The organism is Collinsella sp. AM36-4AA (genome assembly GCF_003467795.1).
In the GTDB taxonomy this organism is placed as follows: domain Bacteria; phylum Actinomycetota; class Coriobacteriia; order Coriobacteriales; family Coriobacteriaceae; genus Collinsella.
The window spans coordinates 193,769-216,076 of record NZ_QSHS01000001.1 but is presented as its reverse complement, the minus strand read 5'-3'; the positions used below and the strand labels follow the sequence as shown (position 1 = coordinate 216,076).

Sequence of the window (22,308 nt, the reverse complement as noted above, 5' to 3'; positions counted from 1 at the left end):
CGACGACGGACGAAAGTCACGCCTGTGCCACGTTCGATGTGCTAGCGTTTGGGTGAATAAAACGAGCCCGTGCGGAAAGGATCCGGACCGTATGCAACGTGGAAGTACATCTCCGCTGTCCCGCGAGACCGATGCGCCCGAAACCATCGTCAAGCTGGAGTGCGACATCGACGATGCGTCGCCCGAGGTACTCGCCTATGCCGCCGACCGCCTGCGCGAGGCGGGCGCCCGCGAGGTGCACTGGCTGCCCCTCTACTGCAAAAAAGGCCGCCCCGGCTGGCAGCTGCAGGTGATCTGCTCGCATGAGGATATCGAACGCCTGCAGACGATTATCTTTTTGGAAACCACGACCAACGCCGTTCGTCGCCAGGTGATGGAACGCGTTTGCCTGCCGCGTCGTTTTGAGCAGGTAGCGACGCCTTGGGGCGAGGTGGCCGTCAAAGTAGCCACCCTGCCCGACGGCAGTGAGCGTGCGGCGCCCGAGTACGAGGACTGCGCCCGTCTTGCCCGCGAGCATAACGTGCCGCTCCAGCGCGTGATGCAGGCGGCACAAGCCTCGGCACTGCGATTTGAATAGCGCGGCCGGCGACATCTCGCGCCCGGCCACATCAGCCCCACTCCGAAAGGACTTCCCATGAAATACCTCATCGCTTCCGACATTCACGGCTCGGCATACTGGACCGAGCGCCTGGTCGCCGCCATCGAGTCCGAGCAGCCCGACCGCATCGTGCTGCTGGGCGACCTGCTCTACCACGGCCCGCGCAACGACCTGCCGCGCGACTACGCTCCCAAGCGCGTGATTCCGCTGCTCAACGCCCTGGCCGACCGCATCATCGCGGTGCGCGGCAACTGCGACGCCGAGGTCGACCAGATGGTCCTCGACTTTCCCGTCATGGCCGACTACGCCACGCTGTTCGACGAGACCGGTCGCGAGCTGTTCCTGACGCACGGCCACGTTTTTGGCGCCGGCATGCACAACAGCGTCGACCACGCGCCCGCGCTGCCCGAGGGCTCCGCGCTCGTCTACGGCCATACGCACATCAAGGTTAACGAGGAAAGCGCCGCGCACCCGGGCCTGTGGCTCTTTAACCCCGGCAGCGTGAGCATCCCCAAGGACGGCACGCACAGCTACGGCATCTACGAGGGCGGCGCGTTCCGTCACGTGATCCTGGAGGAGGAATAACCATGGCCGAGCATATGGCTCAGCAAAATGCCGAGGGTTCGCGCGACCTGTCGACGTTGGTAGACGCGTCGGCCGAGCTACAGCATCTGGTGCAGACCATCTGGCGCCTGCGTCAGCCCGACGGTTGCCCGTGGGACCGCGAGCAGACGCACCGCAGCATTGGCAAGAACATGATCGAGGAGGCTTATGAGGCGCTCGATTGCATCGAGGCCGACGACGCGGCACACCTTCGCGAGGAGCTGGGCGATGTGCTCATGCAGGTAGTGCTGCATGCACAGATTGCCGCGGATGCCGGCGAGTTTACGCTGGCCGACGTGGCGCACGATATCGACGCCAAGCTCATCCGTCGGCATCCGCACGTCTTTGGCGATGCGGATGCTGACAGCTCCGATGAGGTGCTCAAGATTTGGGACGAGGTCAAGCTTGCCGAGAAGGCCGCCAAAGACCAGGCCGTGGCGGCAGGCGAGGCCGCACCCGAGGGTCTGCTCGACGGTGTGCCCACGCACCTTCCGGCGCTGATGCAGGCTCAGAAGGTGTCGCGCAAGGCGGCTGCCGTGGGCTTTGAGTGGGAGACGGTCCAGGACGTGTGGGACGAGGTCGCCGAGGAGCGTGCCGAGTTTGAGGCCGAGGCTCCCGGCTCTCCCGAGCGCGAGATGGAGTTTGGCGACCTGCTCTTTGCCCTGGTCAACGTTGCGCGCAAGGAGGGAATCGACGCCGAGAGCGCCCTGCGTGCCAGCACGGCAAAGTTCCGCCGCCGTTGGGCTGCGATGGAGCAGATGGCGGCCGACGCCCACGTGGATCTAGCCGAGCTTTCGACCCACGGCCTCAATGACCTCTGGGATGCCGCAAAGGCAGAGGAGTAAGACTGCGGGGGCGACGGGCTGACACGCCCCATCGTTCCCGCTATTTTTTTTCGAAAATCAAGTGTATCCCTCGGCTAACTTAGGGCATAATGCAAAAAGTGCGACATGGCTAACTTTCGGAGGCGCACCGACGGTGCACGGTCAGCCGGTCGCTTGCATCCACTACGTTTCCAAGTGAGAGGGAGACAACATGAGCGATATTTTGGACGTCTACGGTCGCGAGGTGCTCGACAGCCGCGGCAATCCCACTGTCGAGGTCGAGGTTGTGCTCGAGGATGGCAGCTTTGGCCGCGCGATGGTGCCTTCGGGCGCTTCGACCGGTGCCTTTGAGGCCTGCGAGCTGCGCGATGGCGACAAGGGCCGCTATCTGGGTAAGGGCGTCTCTCAGGCCGTCGAGCACGTCAACAACGAGTGTGCCGATGCCGTCGTGGGCCTCGATGCCTTCGATCAGCGCGCCGTCGATGCCGCGCTGATCGCCGCGGACGGTACCCCCAACAAGACCAAGCTCGGCGCTAACGCCATTCTGGGCGTGTCGCTGGCCGTCGCCCGCGCCGCTGCCGAGTCGGCGGGCCTGTCGCTGTACCAGTACCTGGGCGGCGTCAACGCCCACCTGCTGCCCACGCCCATGATGAACATCCTCAACGGTGGCGTGCATGCCGACAACAACGTCGACTTCCAGGAGTTCATGATTATGCCCGTGGGTGCTCCGAGCTTTGTCGAAGGCCTGCGTTGGTGCGCCGAGGTCTACCACACCCTCAAGGGCGTGCTGCACGAGGCCGGCCTGGGCGGCGGCGTGGGCGACGAGGGCGGCTTTGCGCCCAACCTCAAGACCAATGCCGAGCCGTTTGAGTACATTACCAAGGCCGTCGAGAAGGCCGGCTTTAAGCCCGGCGTCGACTTCATGTACGCCATGGACCCGGCTTCGACCGAGTTCTACAACGCCGAGACCGGCATGTACGAACTCAAGGGCGAGGGCGTGGAGTACACGAGTGCCCAGATGGTCGATTACTGGGAGAAGCTCGTCGACACCTATCCCATCATCTCCATCGAGGACGGCATGGCCGAGGAGGACTGGGACGGCTGGGTCGAGCTGACCCGCCGCATTGGCAACAAGGTGCAGCTGGTGGGCGACGACCTGTTCGTCACCAACACCGAGCGCCTCAAGAAGGGCATCGAGCTGGGCGCCGCCAACGCGATCCTGGTCAAGGTCAACCAGATCGGCACGCTCACCGAGTCGCTCGAGGCCATCGAGACCGCCAAGGAGGCCGGCTACGCTTGCATCGTGAGCCATCGTTCCGGCGAGACCGAGGATTCCACGATCGCCGACCTCGTTGTGGGCGTCAACGCCGGCCAGATCAAGTCGGGCGCCCCGTGCCGCAGCGACCGTATTGCCAAGTACAACCAGCTCATCCGCATCGAGGACGAGCTCGAGGGCAGCGCGCGCTACGCCGGCAAGGCCGCGTTCTACAACATTCGCTAAACGGGCGAATTTGGCGAGGGAGAGGCTGATTCGGTTCCGCCCCGCCTTGGCTGGACGCCGCAAAGCGCTGGGGGCGCTGGGCCATATGGCTCAGCGCCTTTTTTATGTCGAGCAAAGGCCGCCGAAGGCGTTGCGTGTGCTCGTGCTATAACTAGAATACTTAGCGCAAACAAACCTCAACCGCACAAGGCGCACATGGATCAGATTTACGACAACAGGTACTATTCCGCCGGTTCGCGTGAGCCGTCGCCTCGCCGTGCCCGCACGGTGCAGCTCGGTGGGTCCGCCTACGTCGGTGCCGACCGCTCCGCGCAGCGCCCGACAAGTACCTCGCGCCCCAATGCTCAATCGAATACTTCGGCAGATGGACCGGTGCGCCCGGCACGTTCGTCGCATGCATCGCGTCCCTCGACTCAGGCACACGACAAATCGAGCAGGCCCTCGAACCGTTTTTCGAGCTCGGACTTTATGCGCTACGCCAACGACAATGCGGTGGTCAAGGCAATCTATGACTTTACGCATGGCTCTCTGCGTCCGCTGTTTATCGGTATCGTGGTGACTCTGGCGCTCGTGAGCCTGTATTTCCCCGTGCGCGACCTGTACGTTGCAAAACGCTCGAACGACATCTTGGCCAAGCAGGTCGAGATTCGCGAGCAATACAGAGACGAGATGAAAAAAGACACTGACAAGTGGCTCTCGGAAGAGGGCATTAAGGATCGGGCACGGGAACTGGGCATGGTGATGCCCGGCGAAAAGAGGATTGAAGTACAGGGTCTGGATGAGGATTCGGATTCGTCGTCGAGCAAAAAGTCCTCAAACGCCAAGAAGGCCAGCGAAGTGGCCAAAGAGATCGAAGAGGTCGGCAAGGACGTGCCGTGGTACATTCAGACGCTCGACATGCTGTTTGGGTTTAGCGGCGTCGAAGGCCAGACGGTCGCGTCCAGCGGCGAGTAGCGCCCAGAGGGGAGCCCGCAATGACAAATTGCAAACGATATAAGGTGGCCGCGATCGACTTGGGAACGGTGTCGTCGCGACTAGTGCTAGCGCAGGTCGAGGGCGGGGCGATCGTGGAATCGTCCAAGCATACCGAGATCACCGACTTGGGCGAGGGCGTGGACGCGACGGGGCGCTTTTGCGAGGCGGCCGTTGAGCGCGTGCTCGCTGCGTGCCACATGTTTGTGGACGAAGCCCGTGCCTTTGGGGCCGCGTGCATCTGCACCACGTGCACGAGTGCTGCGCGTGATGCGTCCAACGCCGCACTGCTGCTGGACGGCCTGCGCGATCTGGGGCTCGAACCGCAGGTGATTCCGGGCGAGGTCGAGGCGCGCCTGACGTTTTTTGGCGTGGCGCACGACTTTGCAGGCGAGCGCATCATCGTCGCCGATTCGGGTGGCGGATCCACGGAGCTCGCGACGGGCGTCTATGCGCCTGAGCGCGGGGTCTTTGCGCTGGAGGGAACGCGCTCACTGGACATCGGTTGCCGCCGCGTGACGGAGCGGTTTTTCTCTGCACTGCCGCCGTCGACGAACGAGCTTGCGGCTGCCGCCGCGTGGGCAGGCGAGCAGTTCTCCGCCTATTTTGAGGGCCTGCCCAGCGACTTTGAGCGCGCCGAGCGCCTCGTTGCGGTGGGCGGTACCGTCACCACGCTCGTGGCGCTGGTCCACGAACTGGAGCCGTACGACTCGAACTTTGTGCACCTGCGCGAGCTTACGATGGAGCAGATCTCGGCCGCCATCGATCGTATGTCTACGCTGGATGTGGAGGGTATCGCCGCGCTACCGGGTGTACAGCCCAAACGCGCGGGCGTGATTCTGGCCGGCGCCGTGGTGATTCGCGAGCTCATGCGAGCCGGCGGCTACAAGACGCTCACAGTAAGTGAGAACAGCCTCCTCGCCGGTATGGCTGCCACTATCAACGAGACTCTCGACGGTGCCATTCCCACCATCGCCTGGACCCCCGCTCTCAGCACCCTTTAAATAAGTTGCGGTGAAATACGGACTAAAATCGCCCTTTCGGGCCCCAAACAGTCCCTATTCCACCGCAACTTAGAGGCTTGACGGCGTCCGAAAGAAACGAGCCCGCATCCCAAAGGGACACGGGCCCGTAAAAGCCAAATGGTAGGGGCGGTGGGACGTCCGCGCATTTGCTGCGCAAATACGCACCGGCTTCGGCCGCCTGTCGGCGCCCTCGCCGGCTCGCTACGGACGCTGCGCGTCCGCTTAACGCTCGCCCCCTCGCGGGTTCGAGTCCCACCGGCATCCAAAAGAAACGAGCCCGCATCTCAAAGGGACACGGGCCCGTAAAAGCCATATGGTAGGGGCGGTGGGACTCGAACCCACAATCCTTGCGGCGAGAGATTTTAAGTCTCCTGCGTATGCCAATTCCGCCACGCCCCCGTGAGACTAGAAGTCTAGCACAAGCCGTCCGTTACGCGTTGACGGCCATCGAGTGTTGGCCCGACTTCTCCAGGAACTCCTGGAACTTGGCTTCGTCGCCCTTGTTCTGGTACTGCAGGGCCAGCAGGTACTCCAGTCGGCAGCGCTTGACCGGGTCGTCGCCAACATCCTCGAGCATGCGCTCCAGCTCGGGAATGTCGTTGTGGCGCTTGAGGATCATCGTGTCGTACATCAGCTGGCATTCGTGTGCGACCGCCTCGGCCTGACCGCCCTCAAAGCCCTTGATCTCGTGCAGAAGCTCCTTGGACTTTTTGCGGTCCTCCTGGCCAACGTAGTAGTTAAAGGCTTTGATCACCAGGTCGACGCGCTGCATCTTGGGCAGATTGAGCCCCAGCAGCAAATCGAACATCTCATCGGCGCGCTTGTGGTCCTCGCGCAGCAGATAGGAGTTCAGGCGCAGGTAGTCGCGGTTGTAGCGCGGGTACAGCATGCTGGTGAGTCTGCCGTCGAGCAAACGATCGAACTCGTCCCACTGCTTGGCAGCCATAAGCTGCTGCAGGCGCTTGAACGTTGTGCGTTTTTTGACGCTAAAGAACACCGACACGGCGATGCAGATGATAACGACGGCGGTCCAGAGTGTGCGGGAATCGGGCATATTGGGATCCTTAGTCGCTCATAAAGCGAGCGGTATGACAACACGTACTAGATGTATTATACGCAGCGCGCAAGCAAACTGGCATAAAAGCTCATCGAGGCTGAGTGCCATCGCTCGCTGCGGTACACTTACCTAAAGTAAACCATGAAGGGAGACATTACCTATGAAGAAGATCGTTTTGGCTTGCGGTGCTGGCGCTGCTACTTCCACGCTTGTTGCCCAGAAGGTCGCCACCATGCTCGACGCCAATGGTTATGCCGGCAAGTATGAGATCGTGCAGTGTGCCATCTCCGAGGCCAAGGACTACTGCGACGAGGGCGCCGACCTGCTGATCGCCACCACCGTTGCCCCCGAGGGCCTCACCTGCCCGTACGTGAGCGGCGTGCCCTTCATGACGGGCATGAACCGCGTCGCTGCCGAGAAGGCCGTCCTCGACGTCATGGCTCAGTAGGCGCTGACTGTATGAGTGAGCAGAACGCCAATCCGGTCGAGCTCTTTGGCATGTGCGTTGCCCATGTGGGCATTAACGCCACCGACCCGGCAGATGCCCTGGAGATCGCGGAGCTGTTCTCGACGATGATGGGCCTGCCCGTTATCGAGACCCCGGTTTCGTACTTTAACGATTCGCTGGTCGAGATCATGAAGCAGAACGGTCGTGGCGCCAAGGGCCACATTGGCTTTGCTGTCAACGACATCGATGCGGCCGAGAAGTGGTTTGCCGAGCGCGGGCTCGAGGTCAACGAGGAGTCGCGCGTGCTGCTGCCCGACGGCGGCACCAAGCTCGTGTACTTTAAGCGCGAGTTTGCCGGTTTCGCCGTGCACCTGTGCCGCGAGTAGCGCACAAGCTGCCATAGCTAGCAAAAAGGGATAGGGCCGTGTGGCCCTATCCCTTTATTTATGCCGAGGGGCTTCCTAGCGCGGCAGGCGAATCGTAAAGCGGCTGCCGACGCCCTCGACTGAGGTCACGCCAATGACACCGCCATGGCTGTCGACGATCCACTTGGCAATGGCAAGCCCCAGACCCGAGCCCTGCGCGCCGGCATCGCGTGCGTTGTCGGCGCGGTAGAACCGTTCAAACGCGTGGGCTGCGGATTCCTGGTTCATGCCGATGCCCTCGTCCTCAACACTTATGTCGATCGTGCCCGCGCCCGCATCCGGCGTCACGCCAAACGAGATGGATGTGCCCGCGTCCGAATACTTGGCGGCGTTCTGCACGATCACGCGCAGAGCCTGCTTCACGAGCGCCACGTCAACGGGCGCGTCGCAGCGCGGGTCGCTGGTAAGTGCGGCATCGTACGCCAGTCGATATGTGTGCGCGGCATCGATCATCTGCGATTCCTCGCATACCTCGCCGACCAGTGCGGCCAGGTTAGTATTCGCACGCCGCAGGACCGTGCGCCCGGCATCGCCGCGCGCCAAAAACAGCAGCTGCTCCACGAGCTCCTGCATATGCTCGCTTTCGGCCTTGAGCGAGGCAATGGACTCTGCCAGCACGTCCGGGTCGTCTTTGCCCCAGCGGTCGAGCATGTTCACGTAGCCCTGAATCACCGCGATGGGCGTGCGCAGCTCGTGGCTCGCATCGTTGACAAAGCGCATCTGCTGCAGCTTGGCCTCTTGCATCTGGCGCAGTAGGCGGTTGAGTGCAACCTCGATGCTTGCCAGGTCGGCGTCGCCGGTAGTGACGCTCGGCGAGTCGACGCTTGCGCGCTCGATGGCCTGCTCCAGTGTTTCCATCTTGCCGCCGGAGAGCTGCATGCGGCCGAGTTCGTCCACGCGCAGGGCCAGATCGTTGAGCGGCGCCATGGTGCGGCGCACGCGGCGGGCGCCGCCGAGCATGTTGAGCACGCTGATGACCTGCCCACCTGCAACGACAAGATAGAGGGGCCACAGCGCGATGAGGTCCTGCGCGAGGGGGAAGGTCTTGGTGGTGCGCGCAAGCTCGACGGTATAGGTGAGCGTGGCGGGGTCCCAGCCGTGCGCGGGCGTCAGCGACATGCCGCGAACGGTGGCGCTGGGGATCCATCCTGCGGTAAACGCGCCGTTGGGCAGCGTCTGGTTGTATCCATAGACGAGGATCGCCGCCGCAATAACCAACAGTAACAGATCGAGCCAGATGTGGCTCATCAAGCGGCGCCACATATAGCTCCAGTTGATGGCGCGGGCGATGGAGGTGACGCGCTTGACCTCGGCGTTACGCACGGCAGACATAGCCCACCCCGCGCACGGTTTGGATGATGCGGGCACCGCCGGCGTCTTCGATCTTGGCGCGCAGGTGCGCGATGTGCACGTCGACGTTGTTGGTGTCGCCCACGTATTCGTAGCCCAGCGCCTCGTGCGCGATGCGCTCGCGCGTGAGCACGGTTTCGGCATGCGTCATAAGCAGGGCGAGGACGTCGAACTCGCGGGCCGTGAGCGCGATGGGCGAGCCACCGACCGTGACTTCGCGGCGGTCGGGGTCGAGCGCAACCGAGTCAACGGTAAGCGCGGCGTGGGAGGGCGTGGCAGCGGTCTGGGCCGTGTCGGTTGCCGGGGGCATTGTGGCGATACCGGCGCCCGCGCCGCCTGCCGCGCCCGCCCCAGTACCGGCGCCTCCAATGCCCGAAGCCGCCCGCACGGCCTCCGAGCGCTTCAGCGCCACGCGGATCCGTGCGAACAGCTCCTCAATCGCAAATGGCTTGGTCAGGTAATCGTCGGCGCCGGCATCGAGCCCGGCCACCTTGTCCATCACGGCATCGCGCGCGGTGACCATAATCACCGGCACATCCTTGTGCTTGCGGACACGCCGCAGGACCTCCATACCGTTGAGCTGCGGCAACAGCACATCGAGCAGAATCAGATCGTAGTCGCGCTCCAGCGCCAGGTTCACGGCGGTGCGACCGTCGGCGGCGTGCTCCACCTGGTAGCCTTCGTGCTCCAGCTCGAGCGTCACAAAGCGGGCGATTTTCTCCTCGTCCTCTACGATCAGAATCCGTGCCATGCGTGCCCCCGTCTGCGACTACTTGTCGTCGTTCAGATTTTGCTTGATGTCATCCGCGGCGTTAGCAGCGCTATCCATAAGGTTGTTGATGCTGCCGGGCACGTCGCCGTCGCTGTCGATGCGGTAGCGCATGCCAAAGAACAGGCCAATCAGCATCAGCCAAATCGTAGCGCCCCAGGCAAACAGCGCGACGATGGGAATCAGGATGGGGATGTTGAGGATGATCGCATCGCGGCGCGTGGCGATAAACTTGGTGTCCAGGCTCAGGCGGAAGAGCTTTTTGAGGTACTCCCACACGCCGTCCATCTTCTTGGAGAAGTCGGTCTTTTCGCTCGACTTTTCGTAGGCGGCCTGCGCGGCGACCATCTCGGCCGAGGGCTCATCGACCGGTGCGGACTCGGTCGCGGCGTGCGCCGACGTGGTCGGGGTCTTGCCCTGCGACTCGAGCCAAATGATGGCATCCAAAACGTTGCCGTTGGCAGCGTCGAGCGCCGCCTTGGCATCGGTGTAGCTCACGCTGCACTTGGTGCGGATGGTTTCAACTTTTTCGAGGTCGTCCATGGCCTGTCCTTTCGTTCGATGGGCGCGACGCCGGGCAATTTGCTCGGGCGCGAGCGTTGCGTTCGGCGGTCTGCGTTGCGCCGCCCCGCCCTTGGTCGAACTCTATAGTGCAGGTTATAGATTAAGCGATTCTTGAGCCAAGATTAATGTTGGATGAGTTTTTGGGTGGCAGTGGGAAAAGTATTAGACCTCGATAACGGGGGATGGTGAGCCGATGACAAGCCGGCGGCAGAAATGGGATAAGCAAGGCGAACGGATCATATGGATTAAAATCGCGTTGCAAAAGTATGAGTTTCACACACGGCAGCCATGGAAGGACCTTAATATTACTTAGGCATGTGGCATTTGACGCCAGTCCTAATTGAAAGGCCAAGGGTAAATGGCTCCATGGGCAAGTGATTCTGTTTGCTAATGACCGAAAGCACCAATCCGTCATGTTGATTAAGGTTTCTGTTTGCTTGCATGGTTCGCTAGCTGCTAAAAGGCTGACCGATTGACTGTTTATGGCATCGTTAGTCGTCGGTGTTTTATAACATTAATTTAAAATAGCTGCAGTGGCTGAATGAATATAGAGAAAGGACTATCAATGGAGTGCAACTGGATTTACTTCCCATTAAACGGTCGTCCGCCGCAGCCGTTAATGGACGTTGTAAAAGCTGTAAATAAAAATATTGAGCAGATTCGTTCTGATAAAAACAGTGAGCACAGCGATAGCGTGCTCCGAATTTTGGCGTTCGATTTGGAGCAATTTGGTTTCAATGTTGAGGTGGGGAAAAAGAAAAACGAGAAACTATCGATGCCAGTGTTGTATGGGGAGAAAGGCTTAATTGATAAAGCTTTTGAGGTCGATGCCGTCCATAGGGACACTAACACGATAGTGGAGATTGAGGCCGGGCGCGCTGTCGCGAACAACCAGTTTCTGAAGGATTTTTTTGAAGCGTGCATGATACAGGATGCAGCATATCTTTGTGTAGTCGTTCGTAATGTGTACAAGAGTGGTGACAACTCAAGCAGAGACTACGAAAAGGTCGTAACTTTTTTCAAAACATTGTATGCAAGCGGGCGCATGCCTGTTCCGTTAAAAGGCATTATGGTTATTGGGTACTAACTGCAGTGGTTCTTTCAGTTTTGGAATAGTTCCGCGTGTAACTATTTGTGTGTCGGGCACATGGTGACTTGGGCAGCGGCTCGGACTCAGCGGATGCGAACAGCATGTATGCGGCAAGGTTTTCAAATTGTTTTAGAGGAAAACCTCTGCTGCTCAGTCAGCATTCGGCACCCTTCCCAACGCACGTATGATTAGCTTTTGAGATCGCTTCTGCTCTCTAATGGCGGCCGCAAGAGCCCTTCGACGTTCGATTTTGGCTTGCAGCTCATCAACCTTTGTAGCGGGTACATAGTCACTTTTGACCTTGTCGCCGACTCGATAGTTGAGATAGCAGTATTCGTGGCCCTTTATGTTTCGCATGCGGATGCTGCCCTTTGGAAGGAGACTGATTTCCTGCTCCATGAGGCCCAAGAGGCGGCTCGAGCGTGCATATTCCTCTTCTAGGACATCTTCTAAGACGGACATGGAGCCTCCTTTCCGAGTAGTTACCCTACATTCTATCAAATCCATTAACTTGTAGGGTAACTCAAGCATGTCCGCACGACATGTGACACTTACCCTGCCGCCCTGCTCTGCCGCGGCGGCATGTACCCAAACAACGGTCCTCTAAGGAGTTCGATATCGATGAGTGATAACACCAAGCATCTCGCAAAGAAGTGCGTCAAGAACGCGGGGCCGTGCCTCGTGCTGTGCCTTGCCGGCGCAACGGTCGCGCTGCTGGCTGTTCTGGGGCCGTTTGATGTGCTCCGAAGTGCCAGTTCTCTGCATGTTTGCATGGCTCTTGCCGGCGCCATGATGACCGGCGGCGTGCTCGATCTGATCTTTTGGGTGTTTGACCCGTTTGGATGGAAGAGCGAGGGGTAGGTCCCAAAGGATGGAAGGGCTGGAACGGTTGACTTAGTGATCGTGCAGAATGTGGGCTAGCGACTTACAGGGAAGCGGTGATCCGATGACGGTCTATGTGACAGGCGATATTCACGGCGGCCTCGACATGCAAAAGCTGCGCGATTGGGAGCTTGGGGATAGCCTGACGAGCGACGACTATCTGATTGTTGCGGGCGACTTTGGCTTTCCGTGGGATTTCTCTGCCGAGGAGTGCGCCGACATCGCTTGGCTGGAGTCGCGCCCCTATACCGTGCTGTTCGTCGACGGCAACCACGAGCGTTTCGATCACTGGGCGGAGCGACCCATGGAGTTGTGGCACGGTGGGCTGACGCAGCGCCTGTCGGATACCTCTCCCATACGGCGCCTGACGCGCGGCGAGGTATTTGAGCTCGACGGCTCAACGATCTTTACCATGGGCGGCGCCACGAGCGTGGACAAGGAATACCGCATTCCGTATTCCAGCTGGTGGCCGCAGGAGCTGCCGGACGAGCGCAACTTTGAGGAGGCGCGGGCAAAGTTCGACAGCGTGGGTTGGAAGGTCGACTACGTAATCACCCACACCTGCTCGACGCGCGTGCTTTCGCCCACACTCTATCCGGCGCCCGGCTGGAATTACCCTGCCGTTGATCGGCTTACGGCATTTTTCGATGAGCTGGAAGACCGCTTGGATTACAAACGCTGGTATTACGGGCATTTTCATCGGGATGCCAACCCGGCCGAGCGCCATACCGTGCTCTACGACTGCATCGTTCGCCTGGGCGACGAACTCCAGCCCTGGGATGTTGCGTAGCGGCAAAGCGTTTGGCTACTCGGCCGTTATGGTGATGTTTTCCCGGTGTGCGCGGATGACGTCCCAGCTAAAGTGCTCGACCAGTTGCTCGGCAGAGCGCGGCGTGGTGTCCGGCGCGATGCCCGTTTGCCCGGCGAGCCAGCCCAGCAGCGCCTCGGGTGTGCCAAAGCGGGCGCGGAGCTCGCCCAGGTCCAGATCGCGATCGCGCTTGGAAAGGCGGCGGCCGTCCGGCGACATAAGCAGCGGAATGTGCGCGTAGTGCGGCGTGGGAAGTCCCAGCAGATGCTGCAGATAGATCTGGCGCGGCGTGGAGCCAAGCAGGTCGCATCCGCGTACGATCTCGGTAACACCCATGGCGGCGTCGTCGACCACCACGGCCAGCTGATAGGCAAAAACGCCGTCGCTGCGGCGCACCAAAAAGTCGCCGCACTCGGTGGCGAGTGCCTCGCATTGGGCCCCGTACGTGCGGTCCACGAATTCGACCACATCGTCTGCGAGGTTATCGACGGAGGGCACGCGCAGGCGCGTGGCCGGGGCGCGCAGGGCACTGCGGCGGGCAACCTCTTCGGCAGAAAGACCTCGGCAGGCGCCGTGGTAGATGGGCGTGCCGTCGCTGGCGTGCGGCGCGCTTGCGGTGTGGAGCTCAGCGCGCGTGCAAAAACAGGGGTAGGTGAGGCCGGCGTCTTGCAGCTGATGCAAGGCGTTCTCGTACAGATCCAGGCGATCGTGCTGGTAGTAGGGGCCTTCGTCCCACTTCAGTCCCAGCCAGGCTAGGTCGTCGATGAGCTGAGCGGCAAGTTCCGGGCGCTTACAGCGATCGTCCAGGTCCTCGATGCGCAACACGATGCTGCCGCCCTGACTGCGGGCCGAAAGCCACGCGCACAGGCAACTGAACACGTTGCCCAGGTGCATGCGGCCCGAGGGCGACGGGGCAAAGCGGCCCACGACGGGGGTGGGAACGGGGGCGGGCTGCGTCGTTGGCGCGTCCGCGGCGGGCGTTGCTATGTTGCGTGTTTTGATATCCATGCGGACGAGTATAGCGCGGGGCGCGATGGGGAGGCGTCACTGTGGTCCGCAAGTTGTTGAGGACCCGCATTGTGTATTGTGGGCCGCAGGCTCGGTGCTTTGATTCCTGTCCATCAACTCAGCACCTTAGACAACAGAAACCCCGGCAGCTCTTCGCAACTGCCGGGGTTTCCGCGGAAAAGGGGGACATGATCCTCGAGCGAACGGGAAAGGGGCAACCGTTATCGCTCAACTGCTTTATGCCCCTTGCTCGCAGGCTCAATCAGCGCGTGCCGCAGCAACACAAAGCCGCTACACCTGTGACGGAGCTGTGAAGTGGTATCTATTGCCGGGGCGGAGCTCGGTCAGGGACTGTCCCAAACTGCCGGCAGATAAGGAATGTCCCTAAGCGCCAGACTCGGGTGGGACTTTTGTCCCATTTGACGTTCCATTGGCCCAGATATTCGTCATGTGTGCCCGCAAACGTGGGACAATGGCGATGTTGGTTTTACAGACAAAGGATGTGCCTATGAACGCCCCCGTTGCCAATGCCTGCCGGCAGCGCCGCTTGTTTGCGCGATTCGTTTCTGCCTGCGCGTTTGTCGCGCTTGCGTTGCTGCTGCTTCCCGCCGCCGCGTGCGCCGACGGCTACTCCATGACCCAAACCTATATCGGCGCCACGGTCGAGGCCGACGGCTCGCTGACCGTTGTCGAGGGGCGCCAGTTTGATTTCGACGACGACATCAACGGTGTGTATTGGGATATCAACGCGGGCACCAACCAGCAGGGCGGCTCGGCGAGCGTCGACGTGCTGGGCGTTGAGGAAGGCGACGCCGCATTTAACAAGGTCGACTATGCAAACAAGGGCGACCGCGGCGTGTATACGGTTGAGCAGACTGGTGACGGCGTAAAGATCAAGGTTTTCAGCCCCCACGAGAGCGGCGACAGCGCGATCTATTACGTGAGCTACACCATGACCGGTGCGGTTATGAACTGGGCCGATACCGCCGAGCTCTACTGGAAGTTTGTGGGTGACGGCTGGTCCGCGGATTCCGATGACGTCGAGATGGAAGTGCGCTTCGCAAATGCCGCTGCCGGGACGGCGGCCGTCAAGGGCGATAACTTCCGCGCGTGGGGCCACGGCCCGCTGACGGGCGACGTGTCGCTCGATGAGGACGAGCCCATGGTCACCTATGCCATTCCCTGCGTGCATCAGGGCGAATTTGCCGAGGCACGCATCGCCTTCCCCAGCGACTGGGTGCCGCAGCTTGCCGCTTCGGGCGAAGAGCGCATGTCAACGATCCTGAGCGAAGAGAAGGAATGGGCTGACGAAGCTAACGCCCGACGTGCTCACGCTCGCATGATCGCCAATGCACTTGCCGTGCTAAGCGTTGTCGCGGCGATGGCCTTTACCGGCACAATCGTTGTGCTCAAGCTGCGTAAGCGCAAGCCCAAGCCGCTTTTCCAAGACGAGTACTTCCGCGATGTGCCCTCCGCCGACCATCCCGCGGTGCTTGCAGCTCTTATGAGCTGGAACAACGTGCCCGATCAGGCATATATCGCCACGCTGATGAAGCTGACCGACGACCGCGTGATCAAGCTGGAAGAAGCGACCGAGGCCAAGAAGAAGGGCCTGCTCCGTCGCGAAAAAGAGGAGCAGACGTATCGCATCACGGTGACCGACGAGGCCTGGAAGGCTGCCAAGAAGGACGGCATCGATCGCGATGTGCTCAAGGTCTTCTTCGCCGGCGTTAAGCCCGATAAGGACGGAGTCCGTTCGCGCACGTTTAGCGAGCTGGAGGAGTACGCTAGCGAGCGCACCACATCTGTTGGCGACAAGCTCGAGGACTATCAGAGCACGGTTAAGGGCAAGCTGGAGGCGCGCGAGTTTATCGCATCGGATGGCACTATCGCGATGGTGGCCGGCCTGGTTCTCGGCATCATCATTGTCTTTGGCATTCTGGGCTCTCTGATCTATACCGACTTTGCGGACGCCAACGTCGGCGCCGCTATGATCTCGATTCCCGTCACGATCGTGGGCTTTGTCCTGAGCTGCACCTTCCGCCGTTACACGCCGGAGGGCGCCGAGGTGGCGGCTCGCTGCAAGGCGCTCAAGCATTGGCTTGAGGACTTTACGCGCCTGAAGGAGGCCATTCCCAGCGACCTGATCTTGTGGAACAAACTGCTGGTGATGGGCGTTGCCCTGGGCGTTTCGAAAGAAGTGCTGCGACAGCTGGCCGAGGCCGTGCCAGCGGACCTGCGCAACAGCGACGATTTCTACGACAACTACCCCTGCTACTGGTGGTATTACCATCACTACGGCAACGAGTCCCCGCTCGATTCGTTCAACGATGTGTACCACGAGACCATCCGCGAGCTGGCTTCGAGTTCCGATAGCTCGAGCGGCGGCAGCGGCGGCGGCTTTTCCGGTGGCGGCGGTGGCGGCGTCGGCGGAGGCGGCGGCGGAACGTTCTAGCGAGCGCTTGCTTTGGGGTGGATCTTTCTGGGCGGTTGCCAGGGAAGATTCATCCCATTTTTGTGCATCGAAACGGGTCAAACTTTCCGCTGAGGACCTTCGCGCAAGGGGCAGTGGACAAAAAATGCCAAATATGAGTACTGTTGCTGCGTTGGTCACATATGTTTGCACATAATAATGGCTCCTAATGAGAGTACTTCTCGTTAGGAGCCTATTTTATTGAACATTTGGGGAGCTACGTCAGCTCGTGCAGCTGGTCGTCATGCCTACAAGCATCAAAAATGCCCCAAATCGCTGCTACTAAAAAGGTAACAGTACTCATATTTGATGTTTTTTGACCACAGCTATTTGCAGATCACCAAGGCTACTCATTGGGGACAGACTTAAATGACTAGGTGTGGCTGCCTGGGCTAGGCTGTTAGGTCGAGTTCGTAGAGAAAGCTTTCACGCGGCATGTCGTGACGGCGCTCTTCGCGGTTGGCGCGGTGCGTGGCCGTGCGCTTAAAGCCGTGCAGCTCGTAGAATTTCCACGAGCAGTTGGAATCGGTATACAGGTGTGCGCTGGTCGCCCCGCACGAGGACAGATGTGAGATTGCGGCGTCGAGCAGCACCGATCCCACGCCCAGGCCGTGGACGTCAGGGTCGACGGCGAGCAGCGTGACCTCATTGTCATGCGGCAGTGGGCTTTTCTCGAGCAGGCGGTTGTTGGTTCGAATGGTGGCGCGCACAAACGAGAGATACTCGGCGCACGACTCGGGTTCTAGCTCACGCATCTGCGACAGCAGTGTACGCTCAGTATCCATCCAATGTTCCCTGACGGCGGTGCCGGAGCTCTGTCCCGCACGCGCAAGCGAAATGCCGCGCGCCTCGCCATCTATAACTGCAACCTGCGAAAACGTTGAGGAAGAAAGGCAATAGGCGAGGTCGCACGCGGCTTCGAGGCGGTTGTACTCATCGTTATCCGAGTTGTTGTGCCAAAGCTGCTGCAAGATCAGCGCGATGGCGTCGAAATCTTCGGTATCAAACGGTCGGTAGAGAACCCGCGAGACCATGGTGCCTCTTTCTATTGCGGATACATATCGAGCACAGTTCTACCACGCCATTGGCATCTAATTATGGTGCCCCTGTGTTCCATGAACTCACCGTGCCCATCCCCTCCGCGCGCAAACTTTTTCTGCACATGCGCCCGTTGCGGGGTGCATCGATGCGCTCGATGCGCTACATTGAATCAGTATTTTCAATGCCGCTGCGCGAGCGCTGCAGATCGACGTATCACCGACTCACAGAGCACGGCGGCGTACCAGACAGGAGGACTGCATGGGATCTGATGTGAAGATCGCACGCGCGTTGATCTCGGTTACCGATAAAACGGGCGTCGTCGATTTCGCACGGACGCTGGTCGATGACTTTGGCGTCGAGATCATCTCTACGGGCGGCACGGCTCGTGCCATCGAGGACGCGGGCGTTCCCGTAACCCCCATCGAGGAGTTCACGGGCTATCCCGAGATGATGGACGGCCGCGTTAAGACCCTGCACCCCAAGGTTCACGGCGCGCTGCTGGCCCGCCGCGATTCCGAGCAGCACATGCAGGAGGCCGCTCAGCACGGCATTAAGCTGATCGACTTGGTCGTCGTCAACCTGTACGAGTTCGAGAAGACCGTCGCCAACCCCGAGGTCACCTTTGCGGATGCCATCGAGCACATCGACATCGGTGGCCCCTCCATGTTGCGCTCTGCCGCCAAGAACGCCGCGAGCGTTACCGTCATCTCCGACCCGGCCGACTATGATGCCGTCCTGGCCGAGATGCGCGAGACCGGTGGCTGCACCACGCTTTCCACCCGTCGTCGCCTGCAGGTGAAGGTCTACCAGACCACCGCCGCCTACGACACGGCTATCTCCCGTTGGCTTGCCGCCCAGGCAAGCGACGTGGCGGACACCTCTGCCAAGCTCGAGATTTCGCTGGAGAAGGTCGACGACCTGCGCTATGGTGAGAATCCTCAGCAAAAGGCTACGGTCTACCGCTTTGCCGAGGGCTGCGAGAACACCGCGAGCTCTCAGTTCCCGCTTGTGGGCTCCGAGCAGATCCAGGGCAAGCCGCTCAGCTACAACAACTATCTGGACGCCGATGCCGCCTGGAACCTGGTCCGCGAGTTCGACGAGCCGGCCTGCGTGATCCTCAAGCATCAGAACCCCTGCGGCTCCGCCGTTGCCGAGGACATCACGGCTGCCTACGACCGCGCCTTCGCCTGCGATCCCAAGAGCGCCTTCGGTGGCATCATCGCCTGCAACCGCGAGGTCCCCTATGAGCTGGTTGAGCACTTTGCCGATCAGAACAAGCAGTTCGTCGAGGTCATTATCGCCCCGGGCTATACCGCCGAGGCACTCGAGCGCATGGTCAAGCGCCCCAACCTGCGCGTGCTGGCTACCGGCGGCGTGGACCACGGTGCCCAGGTGGAGCTGCGCTCCATCGACGGCGGCATGCTGGTGCAGGAGGTCGACCACGTGACCGAGGATCCCGCGACCTTTACGTTCCCCACCGACCGCAAGCCCACCGACGCTGAGATGGCCGAGCTCGAGTTTGCCTGGAAGGTCTGCAAGGGCGTTAAGTCCAACGCCATCCTGGTCTCCAAGGGCAAGGCCGGCATTGGCATGGGCCCGGGTCAGCCCAACCGCGTTGACTCCGCACTGCTTGCCTGCGAACGCGCCGAGGACTTTTGCGAGCGCGAAGGCGTGGAGAAGGGCGGCTTTGCCTGCGCAAGTGACGCGTTCTTCCCGTTCCGCGACAACGTCGACGTGCTTGCCGCACACGGCGTGACCTGCATCATCCAGCCCGGTGGCTCCAAGCGCGACGACGAGAGCATCCAGGCCTGCAACGAGCATGGTATTGCGATGGTCTTCACCGGAGCCAGGCATTTTAGGCACTAGAGGCTTTCCCAAGCACCCGACCTTGCCCCTCAAACCGTCGCTTGCGTACATTTAGTACGCGGCGCTCCTCTTTCGGGGCAATCTCGGGCACTTGGAAAACCCTTAATGGGATGTTTCTCTATCCCATTAAACTGTTCGGTCGCCTGACCATATCGTCAAAATAATCTCTGCAAAAGACGGCTGCTCCGTTTGGAGGGCCGTCTTTTTGGTATAAGAGGACGGAATGACTAACACGAAAGGTACAACCATGCCCCAGATTGATGATGCCGAGTTGTTTGGCAATGCCGAGGATCAGCGTGCGTACGAGGACTTTTGCGCCAATCAGGAGGCGGTCGAGAAGTTCACGCTCGACAAGCCCGCGCTTATCTGCCGCTGGCGCATGTCCAACAAAAAGGTGCCCATGCTCAACCGTCACATCCGCGCGCTGTCCGAGCGTCTGGTGCAGGGCGAACCGCTTACCCATAACATGCTCAGCTGGGCTAAGCAGCACGTTGAGTGGTCGCTTGCCGAGGGCGATTACACCGCGCACGACGGCGTGCTCATGCTGGTGATCGACGTTAACGGCAATGCCGCCATGACGGTGGGTGAGTACGAGCCGCTGGCCGATACTTCGGCCAAGGCGCTGCGTGCCCGCTCCGCCGAGGCCCGCTCCGAGGCCGACGAAACCGGCGTGGCGCCCGAGCTGCTCGCTGCCGTCAACAACGGCGAGCTGGCCTTTGTGGCGCCGGCGGACGAGTGCCTGTGTGGCACGGCGACGCTCATAGAGCAGCTGGCCCAGACCAAGGGCATCCCGGTCACGCGCGTAGACATTCCCGCACAGCTCAAGGGCGCCTTGTTCCTGGTAAGCGACGAGCACGGCGTGGTTCCCGCCGCGGACGCCGACGCAGCTGAGTCCGATACCGCGACGGTCGCCTTCTTTGCCGACGGCTACGAAAAGCTCCGTGCCCGCCGCTAAATGATTTTTCTGGGACGGGGATTTTATAATCATTTGATCCCCGTGCCCGCTGCGAGCGAGGGGCGATTCGAACGCTTTCGTTCGCGAACAGTTCTGTCACCTTAATGCCGCGCGAGGCGCGCACCGGCGACTTCGCGGCAATAATGGCAGTAAGACAACCAAGAGGGGAGCGGAATCCATGGCGCTGATCTATATCGTTGAGGACGACGAGCCCATTCGTCGCGAGCTTGCCGACATCCTTGCCCGTGCCGGTTTTGAGGTCGAGGCCTGCGAATCGTTCGAGCACGTCTCGCGCGATATTCTCGCTCGCTGCCGCGCCCGATCTGGTACTGCTCGACCTCACGCTTCCTGTCAAAGACGGCCAACACATCTGCCACGAAGTCCGTCGCGAATCCGAGGTCCCCATCATCGTCCTCACGTCGCGCACGACCGAGATCGACGAGGTCATGTCCATGACGCTCGGCGCGGACGACTTTGTTCCCAAGCCCTACAGCGCGCGCGTGCTCGTGGCGCGCATCAACGCACTGCTGCGTCGCACCGCGGCGGCAGGCGAGCGCAGCACGCTCGTCCACAAGGGATTGGAGCTCGACCTCGCCCGCTCCATGGTCACCAACACGCAAACCGGCACTAGCACCGAGCTCACCAAAAACGAGCTGCGTATCCTCTCGCTGCTTCTGAGCCGCGCGGGCAAAATCGTCTCGCGCTCGGCCATCATGCAGGACCTGTGGGATTCCGATGCCTTCGTGGACGACAACACGCTCACCGTCAACATCAATCGCCTGCGTACGACACTCGACAAGATCGGTGTCAAGGGATACCTCACCACGCACCGCGGCCAAGGCTATTCGGTTTAGGACCCGACCATGTCGTTTGGCAAGTTCTTTAAAGACGCGTTGCTGCCCGTCGCCGTGTGGACGTGCGGCGTGCTGCTGAGCTGCTTTGTGCTGACGGTGGCCGGCGCCCCCGTTTCCATCGTGATCGTGGCAATCGGCGTGTCCTTTGTCTTTGGCATGCTCGGCATCGCGGTCGAGTACGCGCGTCGTCGCCGCTTTCTGCACCAGTTGGAGCGTGCAGCCGAGGAGCTGGAAAGTCCCGCGTGGGTACAGGAGATGGTGCAATGCCCAACCTATGCCGAGGGCGAGCTCGAGTACGAGGTCCTGCGCCGGGTGGGCAAAGCCGCCTGCGACGAGGTTGCCGAAGGCCGGCGCCAGACCGACGACTACCGCGACTATATCGAGAGCTGGGTCCACGAGGCCAAGCTGCCCCTGGTGGCAGCTCATCTGATTTTGGAAAACCTGGACGGCAGCGAAGATGACCTCTCGCGCGTGGATGACCTGGGTCGCGAGCTGGCCCGCGTGGAGCGCTATATCGATCAGGCGCTGTACTATGCGCGCTCGGAAGTCGTGGAGCGCGATTACCTGATTCGCCGCTGGGATCTTAAGACCTTGGTGACGGGTGCGATTAAGGCCAACGCGCGCGAGCTCATTGCGGCGCATGTGGCTCCGGTGTGCGAGAACCTTGACTTCGAGGTCTTTACCGACGAAAAATGGCTCGAATTTATCCTGGGCCAGCTCATTCAGAACAGCATTAAATATGCGCGCGAGGACGGCGCGAAGATCGTGTTTTCGGGCGCGTTGTTGGACGAGGGCCTGGCGAGCGAACGCATCGAGCTCACTGTTGCCGACAACGGCTGCGGCGTGTGCGCGGCAGACCTGCCGCGCGTGTTCGAGAAGGGCTTTACCGGCGATAACGGTCGTACCACCAAGCGCGCAACGGGCATCGGCCTCTACCTGGTGGCGCGCCTGTGCTCCAAGATGGGCATCGACGTCACCGCGGCATCCGATCCCGGCGAAGGCTTTGTCGTAACGTTTGCCTTCTCAACGAACAAGTTCCAATACTTCGAGTAGCCGGGCCGTTTTGCGGTGCGAACGGCTATGTTCCCGAACGTGAACTTAGCTAAGGCAACTGGCGCTATGTTTCCGAACGTGAACATAACTATGAGGCTCAAATGGATCTCCCAAAAACAAAAACGTGCAGCCCAAACAAAAC

The 22,308-nt window shown here is 60.8% G+C and carries 22 protein-coding genes, 1 tRNA gene and 1 pseudogene; 16 read left to right on the top strand and 8 right to left on the bottom strand.

From position 1 onward, the window contains the following. The first annotated feature begins 91 nt into the window (after positions 1–91). The 6 genes from larC to DW850_RS00975 all read left to right on the top strand — a co-directional run bounded on the left by larC (position 92) and on the right by DW850_RS00975 (position 5,502). Complete coding sequence (gene larC, locus DW850_RS01000; protein WP_117785985.1) at positions 92–577, top strand: nickel insertion protein; 486 nt, start codon at positions 92–94, stop codon at positions 575–577. A gap of 57 nt (positions 578–634) precedes the next feature. Then, entirely contained in the window at positions 635–1,183 is a 549-nt protein-coding gene (gene yfcE / locus DW850_RS00995; RefSeq protein ID WP_117785984.1) for a phosphodiesterase, read from the top strand. A 2-nt stretch (positions 1,184–1,185) separates the two neighbouring features. Continuing rightward, positions 1,186–2,046 (top strand): nucleoside triphosphate pyrophosphohydrolase, encoded by an 861-nt coding sequence (gene mazG, locus DW850_RS00990; RefSeq protein ID WP_117785983.1) that lies wholly within the window; start codon positions 1,186–1,188, stop codon positions 2,044–2,046. Positions 2,047–2,236: 190 nt separating this feature from the next. After that, positions 2,237–3,526, top strand: a complete 1,290-nt coding sequence (eno, locus tag DW850_RS00985) for a phosphopyruvate hydratase (protein WP_117785982.1) — start codon at positions 2,237–2,239, stop codon at positions 3,524–3,526. 195 nt (positions 3,527–3,721) lie between these two features. Continuing rightward, on the top strand, positions 3,722–4,480 hold the full coding sequence (locus DW850_RS10330) for a septum formation initiator family protein (RefSeq protein WP_233540580.1): 759 nt from the start codon (positions 3,722–3,724) through the stop codon (positions 4,478–4,480). Between the two features lie 20 nt (positions 4,481–4,500). Then, positions 4,501–5,502, top strand: a complete 1,002-nt coding sequence (locus DW850_RS00975) for a hypothetical protein (protein WP_117785981.1) — start codon at positions 4,501–4,503, stop codon at positions 5,500–5,502. Between the two features lie 335 nt (positions 5,503–5,837). Here the strand turns inward: DW850_RS00975 and DW850_RS00970 are convergent. After that, a tRNA-Leu gene (locus tag DW850_RS00970) sits at positions 5,838–5,922 on the bottom strand. Between the two features lie 31 nt (positions 5,923–5,953). After that, the gene (locus tag DW850_RS00965; protein WP_117785980.1) at positions 5,954–6,577 is read right to left on the bottom strand and encodes a hypothetical protein; all 624 of its coding nucleotides are present in this window, start codon (positions 6,575–6,577) and stop codon (positions 5,954–5,956) included. Positions 6,578–6,740: 163 nt separating this feature from the next. On the opposite strand from DW850_RS00965, the gene DW850_RS00960 reads away from it, so the two are divergent. Beyond that, complete coding sequence (locus tag DW850_RS00960; protein ID WP_117654890.1) at positions 6,741–7,028, top strand: PTS sugar transporter subunit IIB; 288 nt, start codon at positions 6,741–6,743, stop codon at positions 7,026–7,028. Positions 7,029–7,039: 11 nt separating this feature from the next. Next, positions 7,040–7,414 carry a VOC family protein gene (locus DW850_RS00955; protein WP_117785979.1) on the top strand — a complete coding sequence of 125 codons (375 nt, stop codon included), beginning with the start codon at positions 7,040–7,042 and terminating at the stop codon, positions 7,412–7,414. A gap of 75 nt (positions 7,415–7,489) precedes the next feature. Here the strand turns inward: DW850_RS00955 and DW850_RS00950 are convergent, their stop codons facing one another. Genes DW850_RS00950 through DW850_RS00940 form a run of 3 tightly spaced genes read right to left on the bottom strand, consistent with a single transcriptional unit; the run spans position 7,490 to position 10,115 of the window. Then, on the bottom strand, positions 7,490–8,785 hold the full coding sequence (locus DW850_RS00950; protein ID WP_117785978.1) for a cell wall metabolism sensor histidine kinase WalK: 1,296 nt from the start codon (positions 8,783–8,785) through the stop codon (positions 7,490–7,492). Continuing rightward, the gene (locus DW850_RS00945; RefSeq protein WP_117785977.1) at positions 8,769–9,554 is read right to left on the bottom strand and encodes a response regulator transcription factor; all 786 of its coding nucleotides are present in this window, start codon (positions 9,552–9,554) and stop codon (positions 8,769–8,771) included. Before DW850_RS00945 ends, DW850_RS00950 begins: the two co-directional genes overlap by 17 nt. 18 nt (positions 9,555–9,572) lie before the next feature. Then, positions 9,573–10,115, bottom strand: a complete 543-nt coding sequence (locus DW850_RS00940) for a DUF4342 domain-containing protein (RefSeq protein WP_117785976.1) — start codon at positions 10,113–10,115, stop codon at positions 9,573–9,575. A gap of 586 nt (positions 10,116–10,701) precedes the next feature. Here DW850_RS00940 and DW850_RS00935 point away from each other — a divergent pair. After that, on the top strand, positions 10,702–11,223 hold the full coding sequence (locus DW850_RS00935) for a hypothetical protein (protein ID WP_117772846.1): 522 nt from the start codon (positions 10,702–10,704) through the stop codon (positions 11,221–11,223). A gap of 153 nt (positions 11,224–11,376) precedes the next feature. On the opposite strand, the gene DW850_RS00930 is transcribed toward DW850_RS00935, so the two are convergent. After that, positions 11,377–11,688, bottom strand: a complete 312-nt coding sequence (locus tag DW850_RS00930) for a hypothetical protein (protein ID WP_117772848.1) — start codon at positions 11,686–11,688, stop codon at positions 11,377–11,379. A 159-nt stretch (positions 11,689–11,847) separates the two neighbouring features. Between DW850_RS00930 and DW850_RS00925 the strand changes: the two genes are divergently transcribed. Together DW850_RS00925 and DW850_RS00920 are read left to right on the top strand one after the other, a co-directional pair. Continuing rightward, the gene (locus DW850_RS00925) at positions 11,848–12,087 is read left to right on the top strand and encodes a hypothetical protein (RefSeq protein WP_117772850.1); all 240 of its coding nucleotides are present in this window, start codon (positions 11,848–11,850) and stop codon (positions 12,085–12,087) included. Between the two features lie 85 nt (positions 12,088–12,172). Further along, positions 12,173–12,898, top strand: a complete 726-nt coding sequence (locus tag DW850_RS00920; protein WP_117785975.1) for a metallophosphoesterase family protein — start codon at positions 12,173–12,175, stop codon at positions 12,896–12,898. A gap of 15 nt (positions 12,899–12,913) precedes the next feature. On the opposite strand, the gene gluQRS is transcribed toward DW850_RS00920, so the two are convergent. Beyond that, the gene (gene gluQRS / locus DW850_RS00915; protein WP_255415221.1) at positions 12,914–13,924 is read right to left on the bottom strand and encodes a tRNA glutamyl-Q(34) synthetase GluQRS; all 1,011 of its coding nucleotides are present in this window, start codon (positions 13,922–13,924) and stop codon (positions 12,914–12,916) included. A 508-nt stretch (positions 13,925–14,432) separates the two neighbouring features. Between gluQRS and DW850_RS10145 the strand changes: the two genes are divergently transcribed. Next, on the top strand, positions 14,433–16,379 hold the full coding sequence (locus DW850_RS10145) for a DUF2207 domain-containing protein (RefSeq protein WP_158565202.1): 1,947 nt from the start codon (positions 14,433–14,435) through the stop codon (positions 16,377–16,379). 410 nt (positions 16,380–16,789) lie between these two features. Here DW850_RS10145 and DW850_RS00905 read toward each other — a convergent pair whose 3' ends face one another. Next, positions 16,790–17,431, bottom strand: coding sequence for an N-acetyltransferase (locus tag DW850_RS00905; protein ID WP_117646225.1), 642 nt, complete (start codon positions 17,429–17,431; stop codon positions 16,790–16,792). A gap of 265 nt (positions 17,432–17,696) precedes the next feature. On the opposite strand from DW850_RS00905, the gene purH reads away from it, so the two are divergent. The 4 genes and pseudogenes from purH (at position 17,697) to DW850_RS00885 (ending at position 22,166) form a co-directional block, all read left to right on the top strand. After that, a complete protein-coding gene (gene purH, locus DW850_RS00900; RefSeq protein WP_117785974.1) occupies positions 17,697–19,304 on the top strand; it encodes a bifunctional phosphoribosylaminoimidazolecarboxamide formyltransferase/IMP cyclohydrolase in 1,608 nt (535 codons plus the stop codon). 247 nt (positions 19,305–19,551) lie between these two features. Beyond that, entirely contained in the window at positions 19,552–20,259 is a 708-nt protein-coding gene (locus tag DW850_RS00895; RefSeq protein WP_233540579.1) for a hypothetical protein, read from the top strand. A gap of 178 nt (positions 20,260–20,437) precedes the next feature. Beyond that, a pseudogene (locus DW850_RS00890) lies at positions 20,438–21,113 on the top strand (response regulator transcription factor). Positions 21,114–21,122: 9 nt separating this feature from the next. Next, entirely contained in the window at positions 21,123–22,166 is a 1,044-nt protein-coding gene (locus DW850_RS00885; RefSeq protein WP_117785972.1) for a sensor histidine kinase, read from the top strand. The last annotated feature ends 142 nt before the right edge of the window (positions 22,167–22,308 follow it).